The sequence below is a fragment of the Armatimonadota bacterium genome, assembly GCA_031459715.1.
In the GTDB taxonomy this organism is placed as follows: domain Bacteria; phylum Sysuimicrobiota; class Sysuimicrobiia; order Sysuimicrobiales; family Humicultoraceae; genus Humicultor; species Humicultor tengchongensis.
Map to the genome: position 1 here is coordinate 195,029 of JAVKIA010000001.1, position 18,798 is coordinate 213,826.

The following is an 18,798-nucleotide window of genomic DNA, read 5'->3' on the forward strand; positions in this document are numbered from 1 at the left end:
GCGCCCCCGGGAGGTGCGATGACCGACCACCAAGACGAGACTTGCCTGGCCCTGGTCGAGGTGAGCAAGTACTTCGGCGGGCTGCACGCCCTGGAGGGGGTGAGCTTGGTCGTGCGTCGGGGCGAACGCCGGGCCATCATCGGCCCCAACGGCGCCGGCAAGACCACCCTCTTCAACCTCATCACCGGGGAGCTCCCGGTCACGGCGGGGCGGGTGGTGCTGTTCGGCCGGGACATCACTCGCCTGCCGCCCCACCGTCGCTGCGGCCTGGGGCTGGGTCGGACCTTCCAGATCACCAACCTCTTTCCAACCCTCTCAGTGCTGGAGAACGTGCTGCTGGCGCTGCTGGGGACCCGGCGCCTGAAGCTGGCCGCGCACCGCCCCCTGGCCGCCTACCGGGATCTATTCGGGGATGCCCGCCGCCTGCTGGAGCCTATGGGCCTGTGGGAGAAGCACGCCCTGCCCATCACCAGCCTCTCGTATGGAGAGCAGCGGCAGATCGAGGTAACTCTGGCCCTGGCCAGCAGGCCAAAGCTGCTGCTGCTGGACGAGCCCACGGCGGGTCTCTCCCCGGGCGAGGTGAAAGTGCTCATCGCCATCATCCGTTCCCTTGACCCATCCATCACCGTGCTGCTCATCGAGCACGACATGGACGTGGCCTTCGAGGTCGCCGAGCGCATCACGGTCCTGCACCTGGGACGCGTCATCGCGGAGGGCACCACCGACCAGGTCCGCGCCAACCCCGAGGTGCAGCAGATCTACCTGGGGGTCGAGGGGTGAAATGAGCAGCCGGCCGATCCTGGAGATCGAGGACATCCACACCTACTACGGCGAGAGCTACATCCTGCAGGGGGTCTCCCTACAGGTGGCCGAGGGCAGCGTAGTGGCGGTGCTGGGGCGTAACGGGATGGGAAAGACCACGCTCATCCGCTCCATCATCGGGTTTACCCCGCCCCGCAGGGGACGGATCGTCTACCGCGGCACCGACATCACTCGCCGTCCCTCCCACGAGATCGCCCGCATGGGTGTGGGGATCGTGCCCCAGGCGCGGCGTATCTTCCCGTCCCTCACCGCGCTGGAGAACCTTGCCGTGGCGGCCCGGCAGAGCCCGAAAAACGAGTGGGACCTGGCCCGCGTCTTCGAGGTCTTCCCGCGGCTGCAGGAGCGTCTGCACCACAGGGGAGGTAAGCTCAGCGGCGGCGAGCAGCAGATGCTGGCCATTGCCCGCGCCCTGATGACCAATCCCGCGTTCCTCCTGATGGACGAGCCCTCGGAGGGCCTGGCCCCGCTGCTGGTGATGGAGCTGCGGGACGTGCTGCTGGATCTGAGGCGGCGCGGTCTATCCATCCTGCTCGTGGAGCAGAACCTCCCCCTGGCGTTGCGGGTGGCAGACGTCGTGCACGTGCTGAGCAAGGGCCGTGTGGTTTTCGAGGGCTCACCACAGGAGCTAGACGCGGCGGAGGAGGTCAAGCGGCGCTACCTGGGCGTGTAGAGCGCAACAGGAAGCGGGAAGAGGGGATACGGATGCTTGAGGGCACAAGGTTTGCCTATTCTCCCATCGTCGACCGGCCGCCGCTGCGGCTACCCGGTGGGGCCCGCGTGGCGGTGTGGGTGGTGGTGAATGTGGAGCTGTGGGACATTGCCCGTCCCCTGCCCAGGACGCTACTTCCTGCCCCTGGCGGGGGATCCTACGTGCCGGACGTTACCAACTACGGTTGGTACGACTACGGACTGCGGGTGGGTTTCTGGCGCCTGCGAGAGGTGCTGGACCGCTACCACGTGCCCGCCACGCTATCCATCAACGGGGCGGTGTGCACGACTCACCCGCGGTTGGTGGAGGCGGCGCTGGAGAGCCGCTGGGAGTTCCTGGCCCACGGCTACCTGCAGCGTCCCCTGCACCAGGAGGAGCGGGAGCGCGAAGTGATCCACATGACTGCGGAAGCCATCGCCAAAGCCACCGGCCGCCGACCGCGAGGGTGGTTGAGCCCGGGACTTGTGGAGACCTGGGCGACGTTGGACCACCTGGCAGCGGAGGGGTTCGAGTACGTGGCCGACTGGACCAACGACGACCAGCCCTACGAAATCCTGACACCGACGACACCCCTGGTGGCGGTGCCGTACTCGCTGGAGATCAACGACATCCCCATGTTCCTGATCCAGCACCACCCCGCGCAGGAGCTCCTCCGCCGGTCGCAGGACCAGTTCTCCACCTACTATCGCGAGGGAGAGCGCAGCGCCCGCATCATGGCCGTAGCGGTGCATCCCTACATCACCGGTGTCCCCCATCGCATCGGGTACCTGGAGCAGGTCCTGGCCCACCTGCGGCGACACGAGGGCGTGCTCTTCTGGACGGGCTCCCAGATCGTCGACTGGTACCGGGAGATCAGGGCCGCGGGGGACGTATAAGGACCTGGCCATGAAGAGGAGGTGAGCCATGGCAAACCCATTTGCTGTCCAGCCTCACCAGCAACAGCTGCTGGAGCTGGTGCGCGAGTTCGTAGCGCGGGTTGTGGCCCCGGTGGCTGCCGAGCTAGATCGTCGCCAAGACCCCGAGCAGTGCTTCTCCTGGCAGATCGTGGAGGAGGCCTCCCGCGTGGGAATCCGCACCCTGACCTTGGGGGAGGAGTACGGCGGAGCCGGAGCTGACTCGCTCACCACGGCCATGGTGATCGAGGAGCTGGCCAAGGGCGACCTGGGCGTTGCGGTGATCTTCGCCCAGACCCTGAAGATCGCTCAGACGCTGCAGCGGGCCTGCACCCCGGAACAGGCGGCCCGGTTCATCCCGCCCTACGCCGCTGACCCCCGCGGGTTGCTGGCCATCGCCATCACGGAGCCGGACACCTCATCCAACTACATCATCCCCTACGACAGCCCCCAGGCGCCTTACCGGACGACGGCTGTGCGCCGGAACGGTGTGTGGACGCTCAACGGCATGAAGCACTTCATCAGCAACGGCAACCGGGCGATGCTCTACCTGGTCTTTGCCCAGACCGATCCCGGCAAGAGCCTGGTGGAGGGTAGCACCTGTTTTCTGGTGCCGAGAGACACGCCGGGTTTTTCTATCGGGCGCGTGCACGACAAGATGGGCGAGCGATTGGTGAACAATGCCGAGCTGATCTTCCGGGACTGCCGTCTGGGTGACGACCACGTCCTGGGCGAGGTGGGCGGGGGCTTTGACATCCTGGTACAGTTCTTCCCGGCCAGCAACGCCTATGCCGCCGCCAGCGTCCTGGGGGTGGCCGGTGCGGCCTATGAGCGGACTCTGCGCTGGGCGCGGGAGCGCGTGCAGGGCGGCCGGCGGCTGATCGACCACGACACCACCGCACAGGACCTGGCGGAGATGCGGATGCTCCTGGATGCGGCGCGGGCCTACACCTACCAGGCAGCCTACACCGCCGACCACCGCGAGTACTGGGACCCCACTCTGGGCGCGTTGCCCAAGGTCTTCGCCTCCCGGGTGGCCTGGCAGGTGGTGACCAAGGCGCTGGAGCTGCACGGTGGGTACGGCTATATGCGGGAGATGGGTGTGGAGAAGCTGGTGCGGGACGCCGCGGCCTTCCTGCACTCCGACGGCGCCAACCGATCGCTCCTGCTCAAGGGGGCCCGGTTCATCCGGCGAGCGGCCGCCTGAAGGCCCGGTATGCTGGTGATGCGGATCCTGGTAGCCGTCAAACAGGTCATCACACCGGACCTGCCGCCGGAACTCTTCGAGCTCGATCCCGTCGCCCTGCGCCAGCGGCCTGACGGCCACCCGCTGGTGGCGTCGGTGTACGACGAGCACGCCCTGGAGGTGGCGCTGCAGATCAAGGATCGCCACGGGGCGGCGGTGATGGTCGCCACGGTGGGACCCGAGGCTGCAACGCGCGTCCTGCGCAAGGCGCTGGCCATGGGAGCCGACGAGGCTCTCCGCGTCGACCCGGAGGGAGCGGACGACCGGGACTCCGGGGTCATCGCTGCGCTTCTGGCCGCGGTGGCGGTGCGACAGGGGGCCTCTCTGGTCCTTTGTGGCTGCCAGTCCGCGGACTGGGGTTGGGAGCAGACAGGTCCTCTGGTGGCGGGCATCCTGGCTTGGCCATGTGTCACCTTCGCCACCGCAGTGGACGTGGCACCCGGCTACCTTCTGGTCACCCGGCCGGTGAGGGACGGGTACGAACGTTTGCGCGTTCGGGGGTCGGCTGTGGTCACCATAACCAGCTCTCGGGGTAATCAGCCGCGCATGCCGCGCGTGCGGGCGATCCTCCAGGCCGAGCGGCGGGCCATCGCGGTGCTCCCGGCTGGTGAGCTGACTTCGCATACGGCCGTCCGGCCCTCCCCGCGGCTGGTGGATCTGCGTCTGACACTGCCCCGGGCTGGGTGCGAGATGGTGGCTGGTGACGCGCCCTCCGACCAGGCGCGCGCCCTGGTGCAGCTCCTGCGCGACCGTCGTCTCCTCCCCTGATGCGTGTCCTGGTACTGGTCACCGACCGGACCCGCCTCCTCACTCGGACGACGCGGGAGCTGTTGGGGGCTGCCGCTCAGCTCGTGCGGCTCGGGGAAGGCAGGCTGGCCGCAGCCGCGTTCGGCTCCCAGGCGGCTGCGCTGGCAAAGGCCCTGGCCGAAGCCGGCGTGGAGGTGGCTTACGCAGCCGCTCACCAGTGGCTGGACGGCAGGTGGCCGGAGGCCGACCTGGAGGCCTTCCTGGCCGCGGTAGTCGCGGCGGAAGCCACCCACGTCATTGTGCCCGCCGACGCCACAGGCCGCGACGTGGCTCCCCGGCTGGCCTGGCGTGCCGGGATGGGCGTGGTTACCCAGGTCACCGGGTTCGACCGGGTGGACGGCCAGCTAGTGGCCACGCGCCCGGTCTACGGCGGACGCGCCACTGCGGTCCTGGCGCTGCCCCCCAGGGTGGTTGCGACCATCCGGGAGCGCGCCTTTCCCCCGGCCACGCTGAGTGGGCGGGGGGCTGTCGTCTACCTGGACCACTCCCCGCCGCCGGGCGCGGACTCGGTGGAGTTGGTGGAGCGTATCAGGGAGGAGGATGGTGGCGTGGATCTGGAGGAGGCGCGGGTTGTCGTCTCCGGCGGGCGGGGGGTGGGCGGGCCGGAGGGATTTGCGATGCTGGCGGACCTGGCGCGACTGCTCGACGGGGCAGTGGGAGGCTCACGGGCAGCCACCGACGCAGGGTGGCTGCCGCCATCCTGCCAGATCGGCCTGACCGGCCGATCCGTAGCCCCCGAGCTGTATATCGCGGTGGGCATCTCGGGTGCCAGCCAGCACCTGGCCGGCGTGAAGGCAGCCCGCACCATCGTCGCCATCAACATCGACTCCACAGCCCCCATCTTCTCCGCGGCGGACATCGGTGTGGTAGGAGACTGGCGGCCGGTGGTTGAGGCGCTGATCGCGGAGCTTCGGGCGCGTGATGACGCAAGCGGTCGGTGAATGGCCATGGAGGGTTGCGCCTCGCACGGGCGGCCGTAGGGCTGGCCCCAAGCGACGCGGAGTGTAGTGGAGGAACCAAGCACGCTGAAGGTCGCCGGGGAGGTGAGGGGCTTGGCAAGACAGTTCCGGGCAGAGGAGGTCACCGCGCGCCTGCGGGCCACGGTGGCCGAGGGCTGGCCGGTCTACGTCGTCGGCGCGGGGACCGGGATCTCAGCCAAGATGGCAGAAATTGGCGGGGCGGACATCGTGGCCACCTACGCCATGGCCCGCTATCGCATGTGGGGCCACTCCTCGATGGCGGGCTACCTCTCAATCTGCGACAGCAACCAGGTGACACTGGAGATGGGGGAGCGTGAGGTGATCCCAGCGGTGCGCGAGGTCCCTGTGGTGGCTGGTTTGCTGGGCGTGGACCCAACGCGGGAGATGGCCAGGCTGCTGGACCGTGTCCAGGTGGCTGGGTTCTCTGGCATTCACAACTGCCCCACGGTGGCCCTCATCGACGGCACCTTTCGTGTAGCGCTGGAGGAGACGGGGCTGGGCTTTCACAAAGAGGTGGAGATGGTGCACCTGGCCCACCGTCGGGGCCTCTTCACCCAGGTGTTCGTGACCACACCGGAAGAGGCCGAGGAGATGGTGACGGCGGGCGCGGACCTGGTCATCGCGCACATGGGGAACTCCGTCGGGGGCACCGTGGGCATGCGCACAGCCATCTCCCTGGACGACGCGGTGGAGCGCGTCCAGGGCATCATCGACGCCGTCCGGGCCCGGCGGGCCGATGGGCTGGTCATCTGTCACGGCGGGCCCATCGCTACCCCCGAGGACTTTGCCTACGTGTTGCAGCGCACGCGCGGGCTGGTGGGGTTCATGGGCGGCTCCGCGGCCGAGCGCTTCCCGGTGGAGGAAGGTATCAGGGCGGCCACGGAGCGATTCAAGGCGGTGAGGCTGCACTGACTGGCCATACGGATGCACCGGCGAGAGCGGTCGTGGTGATCCTGGGAACGCTGGACACCAAGGGGGAGGAATGCCGGTACCTGAGGAGGGCTGTGGAGGCTCTTGGCGGCAGGACCCTGCTGCTGGACGTGAGCTGCCTCCACGCGGCGGGCGGCTCAGACGTCGACATCTCCGCCGAGCGCGTCGCCGCTGCGGCGGGGATGTCGTTTGCCCAGGTGGCGGCCATGCCCCGGCGCGAGGCGGTGGAGGTCATGGGGCGCGGTGCTGCTGAGATCCTTGAGCAGCTGATCCGCGAGGGGCGGGTAGCGGCCGCCATTGCGCTGGGTGGCGCCAACGGGTCGCGGCTGGCAGCCCGGGCCGTGGCGCCGCTCCCTCTGGGGATGCCCAAGGTGCTGGTGGCGGTCGTGGGAGCTACCGACCTCACCGCACTTGTCGGCCCACGGGACATAACGGTCGTGAACGCAGTCTGCGACATTTCGCTGAATCCGATCACCCGACCCATCCTCCGCCAGGCTGCCGCCGCGGTGCTGAAGATGAGCACAGTGCCCAGGGACGAGCCGGGAGCCGCGCCCACTGTGGCCATGTCGGTACTCGGCGTAACGCAGGCGGCCGCCGAGGCGTGCCGCCGCCTCCTGGAGGCTGGCGGGGAAGAAGTCGCCGCCTTCCACGCCAACGGCGTCGGTGGACGGGCCCTGGAGGCCGCGATCCTCGACGGCCGGATCGCCCGGGCGGTGGAGTTGACGCCGAGTGAGCTGATCAACCACCTCGTGGGCGGCGTCTTCTCTGCGGGGGAAGGGCGGATGGACGCCGCTATCGCGCGAGGGCTCCCCCTGGTGGTCATCCCCGGAGCCATCGACTTCGTGAACTTCTGGACCGGGCGGGTGCCGGAGCGGTTCGCCGGACGACGATTTCTCCAGTACACGGAGCAGAATGTCCTCATGCGGACCAGCAAGGAGGAGATCGGGGCCTTCGGCGTCCTGCTGGCGGCGAAGCTGAACCGGGTGCGCCGGCCGGCAGCGGTCGCCATCCCTACACGGGGGTTCTCCCGGTTCGACCACGCGGACGGACCGGAAGCCCGCACCCTCCGAGGAGAGGCGGCGGGCCCATGGTTCGACCCGGAGGCCGATGCCGTCTTTGGGCAGGCGCTTGAGGGCGGCCTGCGCACCGACCTGGTACGCGCGGTATTCGTACCCTACCATATCAACGATCCCGGCTTCGCGGAGGTGGTGGTGGGACTGCTGGACGAAGTTACGTTGGAATGCAAGGGACGGGCTGGGCGATGGTGACGCGACGAGCGCTGATCAGGCGGGCGGGCGACCGGGCGGAGCATTTCCGCCAGCAGGGTTTTCACTGTTCGGAGGCCGTCCTTCGGGGGGCGGCGGCGGCGCTGGGCCTGCGGCCGGATGAGGCCCTCCTGAGGGCCTGCACGGGGTTGCGCGGGGGCGGCGGGGGGTACGGGGACCGCTGCGGCGCGCTAGAGGCTGGCGCGATGCTCATTGGGTGGATCTTCGGCCGCAGGCGGTCGGAGGAGGACAACTCCTGTGCCAGCGCGCTCGTGCACTGGCTGCACGAGCGGTTCGTACGGGAGCTAGGCAGCACCTCTTGCCGGGTCCTCAAGCCCCTGTCCCACGAGCAGTGGAGCAAGGACTTCTCATGCGGCCCGGTCTACCGCCGGGGCGCGGAGCTGGCCGTGCAGGCCATCCTCAGCGCCCACGAGCTCTCCCTGACCTGCCCCCGTTTTGACCACCGCCGCCGGCGAGCACAGCGGGCACCGGTCCGGCGTGCGGAGGTCCTGGCTGCGCGGCGCCACATCAGAGCCCTGGCGCGCCGTGGAGAAATCCAGGTGGGCGCGGCGGTTCGCCACGCACAGGCACGCCTGGGGATTTCAGAAGAGGACATCTCGTACAGCTTGGCCACGGCTGTGCGTGTGCACCCGGCCGTGGGTGGACGTCTCGTGGTGGAGGGACGGCGCCGGGACCGCTGGTACCTGACGACGGTGGTGCAGCTCCGCCCATCGGGGGGCAGGCCCGATCGGGTGGAGGTGGTGGCGATCCTGTAAGGCGACGACGACCTGCATCGACCTAGTGCCATGGCGGCGCGGTGGAAGAGGTGGTGGGGGTGGGCGTCGTAGTCAGGCAGCTGGAGAACTTCTTCACCCTGGTGACCGTGGAGGGGAGCCATCACGTCCTGGTGGGGGACGAGCCCGTGCACAGTGGGGGCACCGACAGGGGGCCCAGTCCCTTCAATCTGTTCCTGGCCGCGCTCGGGACCTGAACCGCCGTCACCCTCGTGGGCGTGGCCCGCGAATTCCAGATACCGCTGGAGGGGCTCCAGGTGCGCGTCAGCCACAAGCAGAATCTCCTCGTAGGCGGCCCCAACGACCCCCAGCAGCGACAGATGCGCATCACGGAACTCTACCGGCACATCAGTGTCCGCGGTCCCATCACAGAGGAAGAACGGGAGCGGCTCCTGTGGGGCGCGGAGCACTGCCCCGTCCACAACTCTATCAGCGCCGCCATCCCCATCCGAACCACGATCGCCGTCTTACAGGAGGGGGCGTCCCGTGGCTAGGGGGGCGCCGACCGATTCGCCGTCGGCGTTCCCCCGGGCCGGCGAAGTGTTCCGGCTGCGGACGGAGCGCCTCCGGATCGGGGTCGGCTCCAGCAAGCCCCCCGTGCAGGGGTGATGTGGATGAAGCGGGCGCTGGTGACGGGTGCCGGCGGGGGCATCGGGCAGGCGATCGTCCGTGCCCTTTTGGACGCCGGCTACCGGGTGATCGCCACTGACCGGGATGCGGATGCGCTCCGTTCCCTGCAGGGCGTCGTGACTCCACAGGAGACCAGCGTGCTGGACGTGGCCGATGTTTCGTCCATCGCCGCATGCTTTGCCCGAGTAGAGCCGGTGGACGTGCTGGTAAACTGCGCCGGGGTCCAGATCCGGCGCCCCGCGCTGGAGGTAACCCCCGAGCAGTGGGACCACATTCACGCGGTGAACCTGCGCGGGCTCTTCTTCTGCTCGCAGGCCGCGGCACAGTCCATGGCCCGGCGCGGCGGAGGTGTCATTATCAACGTCGCCTCCATCCTGGGCGTCGTGGGCCGTCAGCACAATGCCGCCTACGCCGCCAGCAAAGGGGGCATCGTAGCGCTGACCCGTACCCTGGCGGTGGAGTGGGCTCCCCTGGGGATCAGGGTGAACGCCATAGCCCCGGGGCTGGTGTGGACGCCCATGACCGCTGACCTCCGCCAGGATCCCGTGGTCTACGCTGACGTACTGCGCCGGATCCCCGTAGGCCGGTTCGCCACCCCCGAGGAGATTGCTCCGACCGTGGTCTTCCTGGCGTCCGATGACGCGCGGTATGTCACCGGGGAGGTATTCGTGGTAGACGGCGGGTACACCGCCCAGTAGCCGGAAGGAGAGAGGAGATGGCACGCCGGAGGGTCACCGTGACGCAACCTTTGCGGCACCGGCGTATGCGAGCGGAGGTCGACGGTCCACCCTGAACTGGTGGGCAACCGCAGGGTGCTGAAGTCTTTGACCAAAGGAGGCAGCATATGTTCGCACAGGTGCTGCACCGCTGGGGAGGAGCGCTCTCCTATGAGGAGGTTCCGGTGCCTGTTCCGGCTCCCGGGGAGGCGCTAGTGAGGGTGGAGGCGTGCGGCGTGGGGCTGACGGTCCTGAACTACATGCGCGGTGATCTCCGGCAGCCCGGGCCGGGGCTGCCCCGCATCCCCGGGCACGAGATCGTGGGCCGGGTAGAAGCCCTGGGCGACGGTACCACCGGGCTCGATCCTGGGGATCGAGTGATGGCCTACTTCTATCTAACATGCGGGCATTGCGATTTCTGCCGGCTGGCGCATGAGCCCCTTTGCCGCAACTTCGGGGGGTACGTGGGGGTGAACCGCGACGGCGGCTATGCGGAGTACGTGAGCCTGCCGGTGGCCAACTGGCTGCCTGTGCCCAAGGAGATCCCCGCTGTAGAGGCCACGGCGATTCCGGACGCCATCGCCACCCCCTATCACGTCTGCCGGCGGGCGGGCATTGGTACCGGCGACCTGGTCATGGTGGTAGGGGCGGGAGGCGGTGTCGGTATCCACATGGTACAGATGGTGCGGGCGTTCGGCGGCGAAGCCGTCGGTGTCGACCTGGGCGAGGCGAAGCTCCAGGCGATCCGCGCGGCCGGGGCGATGGCCGCGGTGGACTTCCGTGCCGGGGATAGGCTGGACCGAATCCGTGCGGTCGCGCCCGCAGGGGTGACGGCAGCCATCGACTTCGTGGGGTCGCCGGAAACCCTGGCCTTCTGCCTGGAGGCGCTGGGCCGTCGCGGGCGACTGGTGCTGCTGACTACCTTTCCTGGTGTGGAGTTCCCTGTAAGCCCTCGTCAGATGGTCTTCGACGAGCTGACGGTGCTGGGCTCGCGCTACACCTCTCGCTGGGAGCTGATGCAGGCTGCGCGTCTGGTGGCGCGGGGTGCAATCAGGCCCGTGGTCTCTGAGGTGGTCCCCCTGGCTGCGGTGGAGACGCTGCATAACAAACTCCACGAGGGAACGCTGATCGGCCGGGGGGCCGTCCGCTGCCAGCCCCCGCTGTAGACGGAGGGCACCGGTCGGGGGGATGACGCGGTGATGGCACGGCGGACCGGAGGGAAGATGCCGCGGCGGGGGACGAACCCGCTGCAAAGGAGCGTCACAGTGGATGGCATGCACATCGACTACGACGTTCCCATCCCCATGGACGACGGAGTGATCCTGCGGGCCGACGTCTTCCGCCCTGCGGTCGAGGGCCGTTACCCTGTCATCCTCAGCTATGGGCCCTATGCCAAGGGCCTCCCCTACCAGGTGGGCTACCCCGACCAGTGGCACGCGTTGGTCCGCGACTTCCCCGAGGTGGCCCGGGGGTCGACCTGCCGCTACCAGAACTGGGAAGTGGTGGACCCGGAGAAGTGGGTCCCGCACGGCTACGCCTGCGTGCGCGTGGACTCCCGGGGTGCGGGGCGCTCTCCAGGCCTCCTGGACATCTTCTCCCCGCGGGAGACGCGCGACTTCGCCGCCTGCATCGAGTGGGCGGCCGGCCAGCCCTGGAGCAGCGGGAGGGTGGGCCTGAACGGGATCTCCTACTACGCCATCAACCAGTGGCTGGTGGCCGGGTTGCAACCCCCGCACCTGGCCGCCATCTGCGCCTGGGAGGGGGCGGCCGACTACTACCGCGACTGGCACCGCCACGGCGGCATTCTGTGCACCTTCACCGGTGCCTGGTTCAAGGCGCAGGTGGAGACGGTGCAGCACGGCGTGGGGGCCCGCGGTCCGGTAAACCCGCATACCGGCGAGCTGGTCGCCGGTCCGGAGACCCTGCCCGAGCACGAGCTGGCCCAGAACCGGGTGGACCCGCTGCGCCAGGCCCTGCTGCGTGAGCTGGACGGCCCGTGGTACCGGGAGCGGTCGGCGGACTGGTCGCGGATCACCGTGCCCTTGCTTTCAGCGGGCAACTGGGGCGGACAGGGGCTGCACCTGCGGGGCAACGTGGAGGCGTTCGTCCGTGCAGCCTCGGCCCAAAAGTGGCTGGAGATCCACGGGCACGCGCACTGGACGCACTTCTCCACCGACTACGGCCTGGCGCTGCAGCGACGGTTCTTCGACCACTTCCTCAAAGGACTGGACAACGGGTGGGAGCGGGAGCCGCGGGTCCTGCTAAACATCCGCCGCGTCGACGGGTTCGTCCTGCGCAAAGAGCACGAATGGCCCCTGGCCCGTACCCGCTGGACAAGGTTGTACCTGGACCCGGCACGGCGGACGCTGGGACAGGAGCCGCCGGCGGCCCAGAGCTGGGTGGAGTACGCACCGCTACAGGAGGGGGTGGCCTTCCGCACCCCCCCGTTTGAGGCGGAGACGGAGATCACCGGCCCGCTGGCGGCCAGGCTCTTCATCGCCTCCACCACATCCGACGCCGACCTGTTCCTGGTGATCCGGCTGCTGGACCCCTCCGGGGTGGAGGTTACGTTTACCGGGGCGGTGGAGCCCCGCGCGCCCATCGCCCAGGGGTGGCTGCGGGCCTCGCACCGCAAGCTGGACCTGCACCTTAGCATGCCCTACCGCCCCTACCACACCCACGACGAGATCCAGCCGCTTGTCCCGGGCCGCGTCTACGAGGTGCAGGTGGAGATCTGGCCTACCTGCATCGTCGTCCCCCCCGGCTACTCGCTGGAGCTGCTGGTGCAGGGGAGGGACTTCCAGCGGGAGATGCCCAGCGGGGACCTGGGGCCCTGGTCGGGACTGCGGGGCTCGGGGCCCTTCCTGCACGACCACCCCTGGGACCGGCGCCCGGAGGTCTATGGCGGGCAGGTCCGGGTGTACGGTGGGGGCGACACGGCTTCCTACCTGCTGCTGCCGGTCATCCCCGGTGAGGCCTGATCCCTGGAGGCGGTGATGGAGGAAACCTTGTTGCGTATAGTCGGCCGCTCGCAGATGGTGGCCGCACTGGAGCTCCTGCGCCAGGAGGTCTCACCGTGAGGAGCATGGCCCTGGTGGCCTTCGGCCAGCCGCTGGTCCCCCGGGAGGTAGAGCCGCCCCGGCCCGGGCCGGGCGAGGTGCTGGTGCAGGTGCTGGCCTGCGGGGTCTGCCGCACCGACCTCAAGATCGTGGACGGGCAGATGTCCTTCTCCGCCCATCAGAGGTTGCCCCACGTCCCCGGGCACGAGATCGCCGGCGTGGTGGCGGCCTCGGGTGCGGAGGTCGCCCTGCCCCCGGGCCAGCGGGTGGTGGTCTACAACTACTGGGGCTGCGGCGGGTGCCCTCACTGCGTTGCCGGGGAAGAGAACCTCTGTGATGCCCTGCGGGGGTGGGTGGGATTCACCACGCCGGGTGGCTTTCAGGAGTTCCTGACGGTGCCGGCCAGCCACGTGCTTCCGCTTCCCAACCAGGTCAACGCCACCCAGGGCGCGGCCATGTCCTGCGCCCTGGGCACGGCCTACCGCGCCGTGCTCACCCGGGGGCGAGTGCAGGTCGGGGAGACTGCAGTCATCCTGGGGACGGGCGGGGTGGGCATCCACGCCCTGCAGTTCGCCCGGGCTGCCGGCGCAAGACCGGTGGCCGTGGACGTCGCCGAGCGCAAGCTCCAGGCAGCGCGGGAAGCCGGCGCAGAGGAGGCGGTCCTGGTCGATGAGGCGGTGGAGCGTGTACGGGCCATGACCACAGGCCGCGGCGCCGACCTGGTGGTGGACTGCGTGGGCAGCGGCAACACTACCGGTGTGGCCCTGACCCTGGTGCGTAAAGGGGGCCGGATCGTGCAGGTGGGATACACCACCAGGGAGGGGCACCACCCCGCCCTGCCCACAGATCGAATGGCCCTGGGCGAGGTCAGCATCATCGGCTCCCGCTACGTCACGCGGCCGGAGCTGGCCAGGGCCATCGAGCTGGTGGCGCGGGGCCAGGTACGCCCCGTCGTCTCAGAGGTCCTGGATCTGGGAGAGGCCAACGAGGCGCTGGCCAGAGTGCGCGCCGACCGGGCGGTAGGCCGCATCGTGCTGGCCGTGGCGGCGGCGCCATGACCGAGGCCTGGGCTCCCGGCCCCTTCGCCGTGGACTATGAGCGGCGGGCGGACTATGAGGTCCTGCGGGGCAAGCGGGTGCAGCGCGCCCGGGCGGAGATGGCGGCGGCGGGCCTGGACGCCCTGATTGTTTGGAAGGATGAGAACGTGCGCTACCTGACCGGGCTGCGGCCGCAGCTCATTGCCGGGAAGAGCGGGGTGCTGAACGGCGCGCTGCTGGCCGGCCAGGGGGAGCCTGTCCTCTTTGTCTCCGGGGGCGATGCCGACCGGGTCAGGCTGCGCCAGCCCTGGTCAGCCGAGGTGCATCCCATACCCATCCTGGAGGAGGCCGGCTTGATCCGCCACTTCGTCACAGCCATCCTGGCCGGGGTGCTGCAGCGGTACGGCCTCGGCCGCGGCCGCATCGGTCTGGACCTGGCCAGTGCCGCGCTGCATGCGGCGCTGCACGAGTGCTTCCCCCAGGTGCACTGGGCCGACGGGGACGCGGTGATGCAGCGCGCCCGGCAGGTCAAGCTGCCCGAGGAGGTGGCCGTCCTGGAGGAGGCTACAGCCATCGCCGACGCCGTGACGCAAGCGGCTGTGGACTGCGTCCGGCCCGGGGTGCGGGAGGTGGAGGTGGCCGGGGAGGCCATGCGGGTGCTTTACCGGCTGGGCGGAGAGTATGCCCACGTGATCACTCCCTTTGTCGCCTCCGGCGAGCGCATGTCCCCACCCACCCGGCTAGCCACCGACAAGCTGATCCGCCACGGCGACCTGGTCTTCGTGGACATCGGGGCCATGCTCAACGGCTACTTCGCCGATGTGGGCCGCACGGTGGCCTGCGGTCAGCCTTCTGCGGCCCAGCGGCGGATCTTCCGCGCCGTCTACGAGGCGCACCAGGCAGGCCTGGCAGCCATGCGCCCGGGGGCTACCACCGGGCAGGTGGCCGAGGCGGTCCGGGCATGCGCCGCGCGGCACGGGCTGGCGGAGCACCTGCTCAGCCTCTTTATCGGCCACGGGATCGGTATGGGGGCCAACGAACCCCCGTACATCGGGGAGCCGTTTCCCGGCGCGGTGGAGGTGGAGCTGCGCCCCGGGATGGTCTTTGCCATGGAGCCGCTGATCTGGGTACCGGGCATCCAGGGCGGCGGCGGCGTCCGGCTGGAGGACATGGTCCTGGTGACGGAGCAGGGGCCGCGCCGCCTCTCCCGCATACCGTACGAGGAGCGCCTGCTGGCAGAGTGACCGACCACGGCTGCCGGCGCGGCATTCGAAGGCGAGGCCAGCTAGCGGAAGGCAAGGAGGGACGGGGATGGCACGTCCGAGGGTCTTTGTGACGCAACCGGTGCCCGAGTCCGCGCTGGCCAGGCTGCGCGAGGCGGCCGAGGTACGGGTCTTCCCCGATGCCAGCCGCATCCTGCCCCGGGACGACCTGCTGCGGGAGGTGGGTGCCGCGGAGGTGCTCTACTGCCTGCTGCACGACCGGGTGGACGGGGAGGTCATCGAGGCGGGGCGGTCGCTGCGCCTCATTGCCACCTCGGCCATCTACCCGGCCAATGTGGACGTGGCCGCCGCCACCTCTCGCAGGATCCCCGTGACCTGCATCCCCAACATCGTGGCCGAGACCACCGCAGACCTGCAGTGGGGGTTGCTCCTGGCGGTGGCCCGCCGCATCGTGGAGGCGGACCGGGCGGTGCGCCGGGGGCTCTTCCCCGGCGGGCAGTCCATGTACTTCGTCGGAGGCGAGGTCCACGGCAAGACCCTGGGTACCATCGGCCTGGGGGCCATCGGCCGGGGGATCGCCCGCCGGGCGCGCGGCTTTGGCATGACGGTGCTCTACACCAAGCGCGCCCGTCTGCCCGCCGACGAGGAGGCCTGGCTGGGGCTGCGCTACGTCTCCCTGGAGGAGCTGCTGGCGGCCAGCGACTTCGTCGTCGTCAATGCCTCCTACCACCCGGGCACACACCGGCTGATCGGGGCGCGGGAGCTGGAGCTGATGAAGCCCACCGCCTACCTGATCAATACCGCCCGCGGCCCCATCGTCGACGAGCAGGCCCTGGTGGACGCGTTGCGCGCCGGGCGCCTGGCCGGAGCGGCGCTGGACGTCTACGAGAAGGAGCCCCAGGTCCATCCCGATCTCCTGACGATGGAGAACGTGGTCCTCACCCCCCACATCGGCAGTGCGGGGAGGGAGACCCGCGAGCAGATAGCCGCCGTAGTGGTGGACAACATCCTGGCCTTTCTGGCGGGGAGGCGTCCACCCAACCTGGCCAACCCCGAGGTCTTTGCATGAGACCGGAGGCCGGGCCGGGTACCGGGAGCCCGATCACCGAGCGGGGCCCCAGGCCCTGAGAGGAGGGTGCGTACGGACCTGGCCATCCTGGGCGCGACGGTGGTCACCCCGGCGGGGACTATGCCCACCCACGTCTATGCCAGGGACGGCCGGATCGCCGCCCTGACCAGCGAGCGCCTGCCCGCACGGGAGACGGTAGAGGCCGGAGGCCTGCTGCTGCTGCCGGGGATGGTGGACAGCCACGTGCACTTCATGGACCCCGGGGCCACCGACCGGGAGGATTTCATCAGCGGCAGCTCCGCCGCGGCTGTGGGCGGGGTGACCACGGTGATCGAGCACACCCACGCCGCCCCCGTGACCGATGCCGCCGCCTTTCGGGCCAAGGCGGCCCACCTGCAGACCCGCTCGCTGGTCGACTTCGGCCTGGCCGCGCACGTGCTGCCCGACCGTCTGCAGCGGGTGCGGGAGGTCTGGCAGGCCGGTGCCCTCTACCTCAAGGCCTTCACCTGCACCACCCACGGAATCGCCGGGCTGTCCAGCTTCGACCTTCTGCGGCTCTTCCGGGAGGCGGCCGCCTGCGGCGCCATCTGCCTGGTCCACTGCGAAGACGAAGCCCTCACTGCAGGAGCGGAGCGCCAGTTGCGGGAGGCGGGGCGGGGGGATTTCGGGGTCATTCCCCTTTGGCGGTCCCGGGAGGCGGAGCTGGTGGCGGTGGGCGTGGTAGCCCTGCTGGCCCGGCTGAGCGGCGCCCGGGTGGTGATCGCCCACGCCAGCCATGCCGCCGCAGTGGACCTGGCGGTGGGGGAGCGGCGGCGGGGAGCCGCGGTGTGGGTGGAGAGCTGCCCCCAGTACTTCTACCTCCGGGAGGAGGAGGTCCTGGAGCACGGCCCCTTTCGCAAGTTCACCCCTCCAGCACGCTGCCGCTCCCAGGCGGATACGGACGCCATGTGGGACCGGCTGCGCCGGGGGGAGATCACCCATGTGGCCACCGACCACGCCCCGGCCACGCGGGCGCAGAAGGAAGCGGGGAGCATCTGGGAGGTCCACTTCGGGTTGCCCGGCGTCGAGACCACGCTGCCGCTGATGCTCCATGCGGTGCACCAGGGCCGGCTCAGCCTCCCCCGTCTGGTCGAGGCCGTCGCCGAGGTTCCGGCCCGGCTGTACGGCCTTTACCCGCGCAAGGGGGCTCTGCAGGTGGGGGCCGATGCGGACATGGTGCTGGTTGACCCGGCCTTGCGACGGGAACTGCGGAACGAGGAGATCGTCTCCCGGGCCGGGTGGACCCCCTACGCCGGCCGGCAGGTGCAGGGCTTCCCGGTGATGACCTTCGTCCGGGGAAGGCTGGTGGCGCGGGACGGGAAGCCCACGGGCGAGCCGGGATGGGGGAGGCTTGTGAGGCGGGTCCAGGGGGCCGACGCCCCGCCCGGAGGCAAGAGCGGGTGAGGTGAGGATGGTGAAGATCATCGATCTCAGCGTGCCGATCGGGGAAGGCACCAAGGGACCCCCGTCGACGAATCTTACGCTGGTGCTGAAGCGACACCGCCGCCAGCCCGGGTTCTGGCTCTCCACGTCGGTGGAGGCCAACCTGCACATGGGGGCGCACATAGATTCTGCGCTGCACGTCTTGGAAGGCGGGGCCACCACCGCCGAGATCCCGCTGGAGCAGGTGATGGGCAGTGCAGTGGTGCTGGATCTCTCCTGGATCGGCCCACATCACCTGATGACGGCGGAGGACCTGCAGCAGGCGCGCCAGCGGCTGCAGGCGGCGGGGGAAGATCTCCGCGCCGGGGATATCATCCTGGTTCGCACCGACTGGTCGGACCGCACCTGGAACACGCCGCGCTATTTCCTGGAATCGCCTTCCCTCAGCCCCGAGGGGGCGCGCTGGTTGATGGCGTTCCGCCCGAAGGCGCTGGGGTTCGACTGCTTCGAGGAACCGGCTGCCAAGGATCCCGCCTTTATGCCAGATGCATTCGTGGTGCACCGCATCGTGCTCGGCGGGGGCGCCGTGCTGCTGGAGGGCCTGACCGGGCTGGGCCGCCTCCCTCGTCCCCGCGTCCGGTTCTTTGCCGCCTTCCACCGGATCGTGGGGACAGAAGGAGCCTGGGCGCGATTCTTTGCCGTCGAAGAGGAGGCCTGAGCCGCGCCAGCCGGGCCCGCCCCTCGGCCCGATGCAGTCCCCCGCGGCGCCTCCTCTCTGCGGCAGCCGCCTTCTGCGGGCAACCGTGGCAGGAGTTTCGCGCGGCGAAGAAAACTCTGTGCGTGGTACCCTTCGTGATGGAGGGTACGCCGACTCCAGGACGGAAGGGAGGATGAGCGTGGCTGCACAGCGGAAGGCCAAGGCCGCACGGCGTCCCGCGCGCAGGCGCCGGGCGGGTGCCGGAAAGGCGTCTCCACAGAAGGCCGCCAGGGTAGCGCGGAAGGCGGCCAGGAAGGCTGCGGGCGGGGGGGCTATGCGGAGGAAGGCCGTCCCGAAGAAGCCCGCCCGGAAGGCTCCCGCCAGGGTGCGGAAGGCCCCTGCCCGGAAGCCGGCGGCGAGGAAGGCCCCGGTCAGGGCGCCGGCGAAGGCCCCGGCAGTGACCCCTCCTGCTCCGGCCGCCCCCGCTGGCGAGAGGCCG

Annotated in this window: 19 protein-coding genes; all 19 read left to right on the forward strand. The window is 69.8% G+C overall.

All coding sequences use genetic code 11. The features are described from left to right. The first annotated feature begins 18 nt into the window (after positions 1-18). Positions 19-780: an ABC transporter ATP-binding protein gene (locus QN152_00915; protein ID MDR7538078.1), complete on the forward strand. Its 762-nt coding sequence runs from the start codon at positions 19-21 to the stop codon at positions 778-780. A 1-nt stretch (position 781) separates the two neighbouring features. Then, a complete protein-coding gene (locus QN152_00920) occupies positions 782-1,492 on the forward strand; it encodes an ABC transporter ATP-binding protein (protein ID MDR7538079.1) in 711 nt (236 codons plus the stop codon). Between the two features lie 32 nt (positions 1,493-1,524). Further along, positions 1,525-2,406, forward strand: a complete 882-nt coding sequence (locus QN152_00925) for a polysaccharide deacetylase family protein (protein MDR7538080.1) — start codon at positions 1,525-1,527, stop codon at positions 2,404-2,406. Between the two features lie 28 nt (positions 2,407-2,434). Further along, positions 2,435-3,631 carry an acyl-CoA dehydrogenase family protein gene (locus QN152_00930; protein MDR7538081.1) on the forward strand — a complete coding sequence of 399 codons (1,197 nt, stop codon included), beginning with the start codon at positions 2,435-2,437 and terminating at the stop codon, positions 3,629-3,631. A 9-nt stretch (positions 3,632-3,640) separates the two neighbouring features. Beyond that, positions 3,641-4,438, forward strand: a complete 798-nt coding sequence (locus QN152_00935; GenBank protein MDR7538082.1) for a hypothetical protein — start codon at positions 3,641-3,643, stop codon at positions 4,436-4,438. Next, positions 4,438-5,418, forward strand: a complete 981-nt coding sequence (locus tag QN152_00940; protein ID MDR7538083.1) for an electron transfer flavoprotein subunit alpha/FixB family protein — start codon at positions 4,438-4,440, stop codon at positions 5,416-5,418. Before QN152_00935 ends, QN152_00940 begins: the two co-directional genes overlap by 1 nt. Before the next feature lie 111 nt (positions 5,419-5,529). After that, positions 5,530-6,369, forward strand: a complete 840-nt coding sequence (locus QN152_00945; protein MDR7538084.1) for a phosphoenolpyruvate hydrolase family protein — start codon at positions 5,530-5,532, stop codon at positions 6,367-6,369. Between the two features lie 32 nt (positions 6,370-6,401). Beyond that, positions 6,402-7,655, forward strand: a complete 1,254-nt coding sequence (locus QN152_00950) for a Tm-1-like ATP-binding domain-containing protein (GenBank protein MDR7538085.1) — start codon at positions 6,402-6,404, stop codon at positions 7,653-7,655. Beyond that, complete coding sequence (locus QN152_00955; protein MDR7538086.1) at positions 7,649-8,428, forward strand: C-GCAxxG-C-C family (seleno)protein; 780 nt, start codon at positions 7,649-7,651, stop codon at positions 8,426-8,428. Before QN152_00950 ends, QN152_00955 begins: the two co-directional genes overlap by 7 nt. Before the next feature lie 41 nt (positions 8,429-8,469). Beyond that, positions 8,470-8,643, forward strand: a complete 174-nt coding sequence (locus QN152_00960) for a hypothetical protein (protein MDR7538087.1) — start codon at positions 8,470-8,472, stop codon at positions 8,641-8,643. A 15-nt stretch (positions 8,644-8,658) separates the two neighbouring features. Next, a complete protein-coding gene (locus tag QN152_00965) occupies positions 8,659-8,940 on the forward strand; it encodes a hypothetical protein (protein MDR7538088.1) in 282 nt (93 codons plus the stop codon). Positions 8,941-9,060: 120 nt separating this feature from the next. After that, positions 9,061-9,774 carry an SDR family oxidoreductase gene (locus QN152_00970; GenBank protein MDR7538089.1) on the forward strand — a complete coding sequence of 238 codons (714 nt, stop codon included), beginning with the start codon at positions 9,061-9,063 and terminating at the stop codon, positions 9,772-9,774. 146 nt (positions 9,775-9,920) lie between these two features. Further along, on the forward strand, positions 9,921-10,958 hold the full coding sequence (locus QN152_00975; GenBank protein ID MDR7538090.1) for an alcohol dehydrogenase catalytic domain-containing protein: 1,038 nt from the start codon (positions 9,921-9,923) through the stop codon (positions 10,956-10,958). Between the two features lie 33 nt (positions 10,959-10,991). Continuing rightward, positions 10,992-12,773 carry a CocE/NonD family hydrolase gene (locus QN152_00980; GenBank protein MDR7538091.1) on the forward strand — a complete coding sequence of 594 codons (1,782 nt, stop codon included), beginning with the start codon at positions 10,992-10,994 and terminating at the stop codon, positions 12,771-12,773. Between the two features lie 104 nt (positions 12,774-12,877). Beyond that, on the forward strand, positions 12,878-13,909 hold the full coding sequence (locus QN152_00985) for an alcohol dehydrogenase catalytic domain-containing protein (protein MDR7538092.1): 1,032 nt from the start codon (positions 12,878-12,880) through the stop codon (positions 13,907-13,909). Further along, a complete protein-coding gene (locus QN152_00990; GenBank protein MDR7538093.1) occupies positions 13,906-15,132 on the forward strand; it encodes a Xaa-Pro peptidase family protein in 1,227 nt (408 codons plus the stop codon). Before QN152_00985 ends, QN152_00990 begins: the two co-directional genes overlap by 4 nt. 67 nt (positions 15,133-15,199) lie before the next feature. Continuing rightward, complete coding sequence (locus tag QN152_00995; protein MDR7538094.1) at positions 15,200-16,180, forward strand: D-glycerate dehydrogenase; 981 nt, start codon at positions 15,200-15,202, stop codon at positions 16,178-16,180. 66 nt (positions 16,181-16,246) lie between these two features. Then, positions 16,247-17,623: a dihydroorotase family protein gene (locus QN152_01000; GenBank protein MDR7538095.1), complete on the forward strand. Its 1,377-nt coding sequence runs from the start codon at positions 16,247-16,249 to the stop codon at positions 17,621-17,623. A 7-nt stretch (positions 17,624-17,630) separates the two neighbouring features. Next, entirely contained in the window at positions 17,631-18,320 is a 690-nt protein-coding gene (locus tag QN152_01005) for a cyclase family protein (protein MDR7538096.1), read from the forward strand. Positions 18,321-18,798 lie beyond the last annotated feature (478 nt).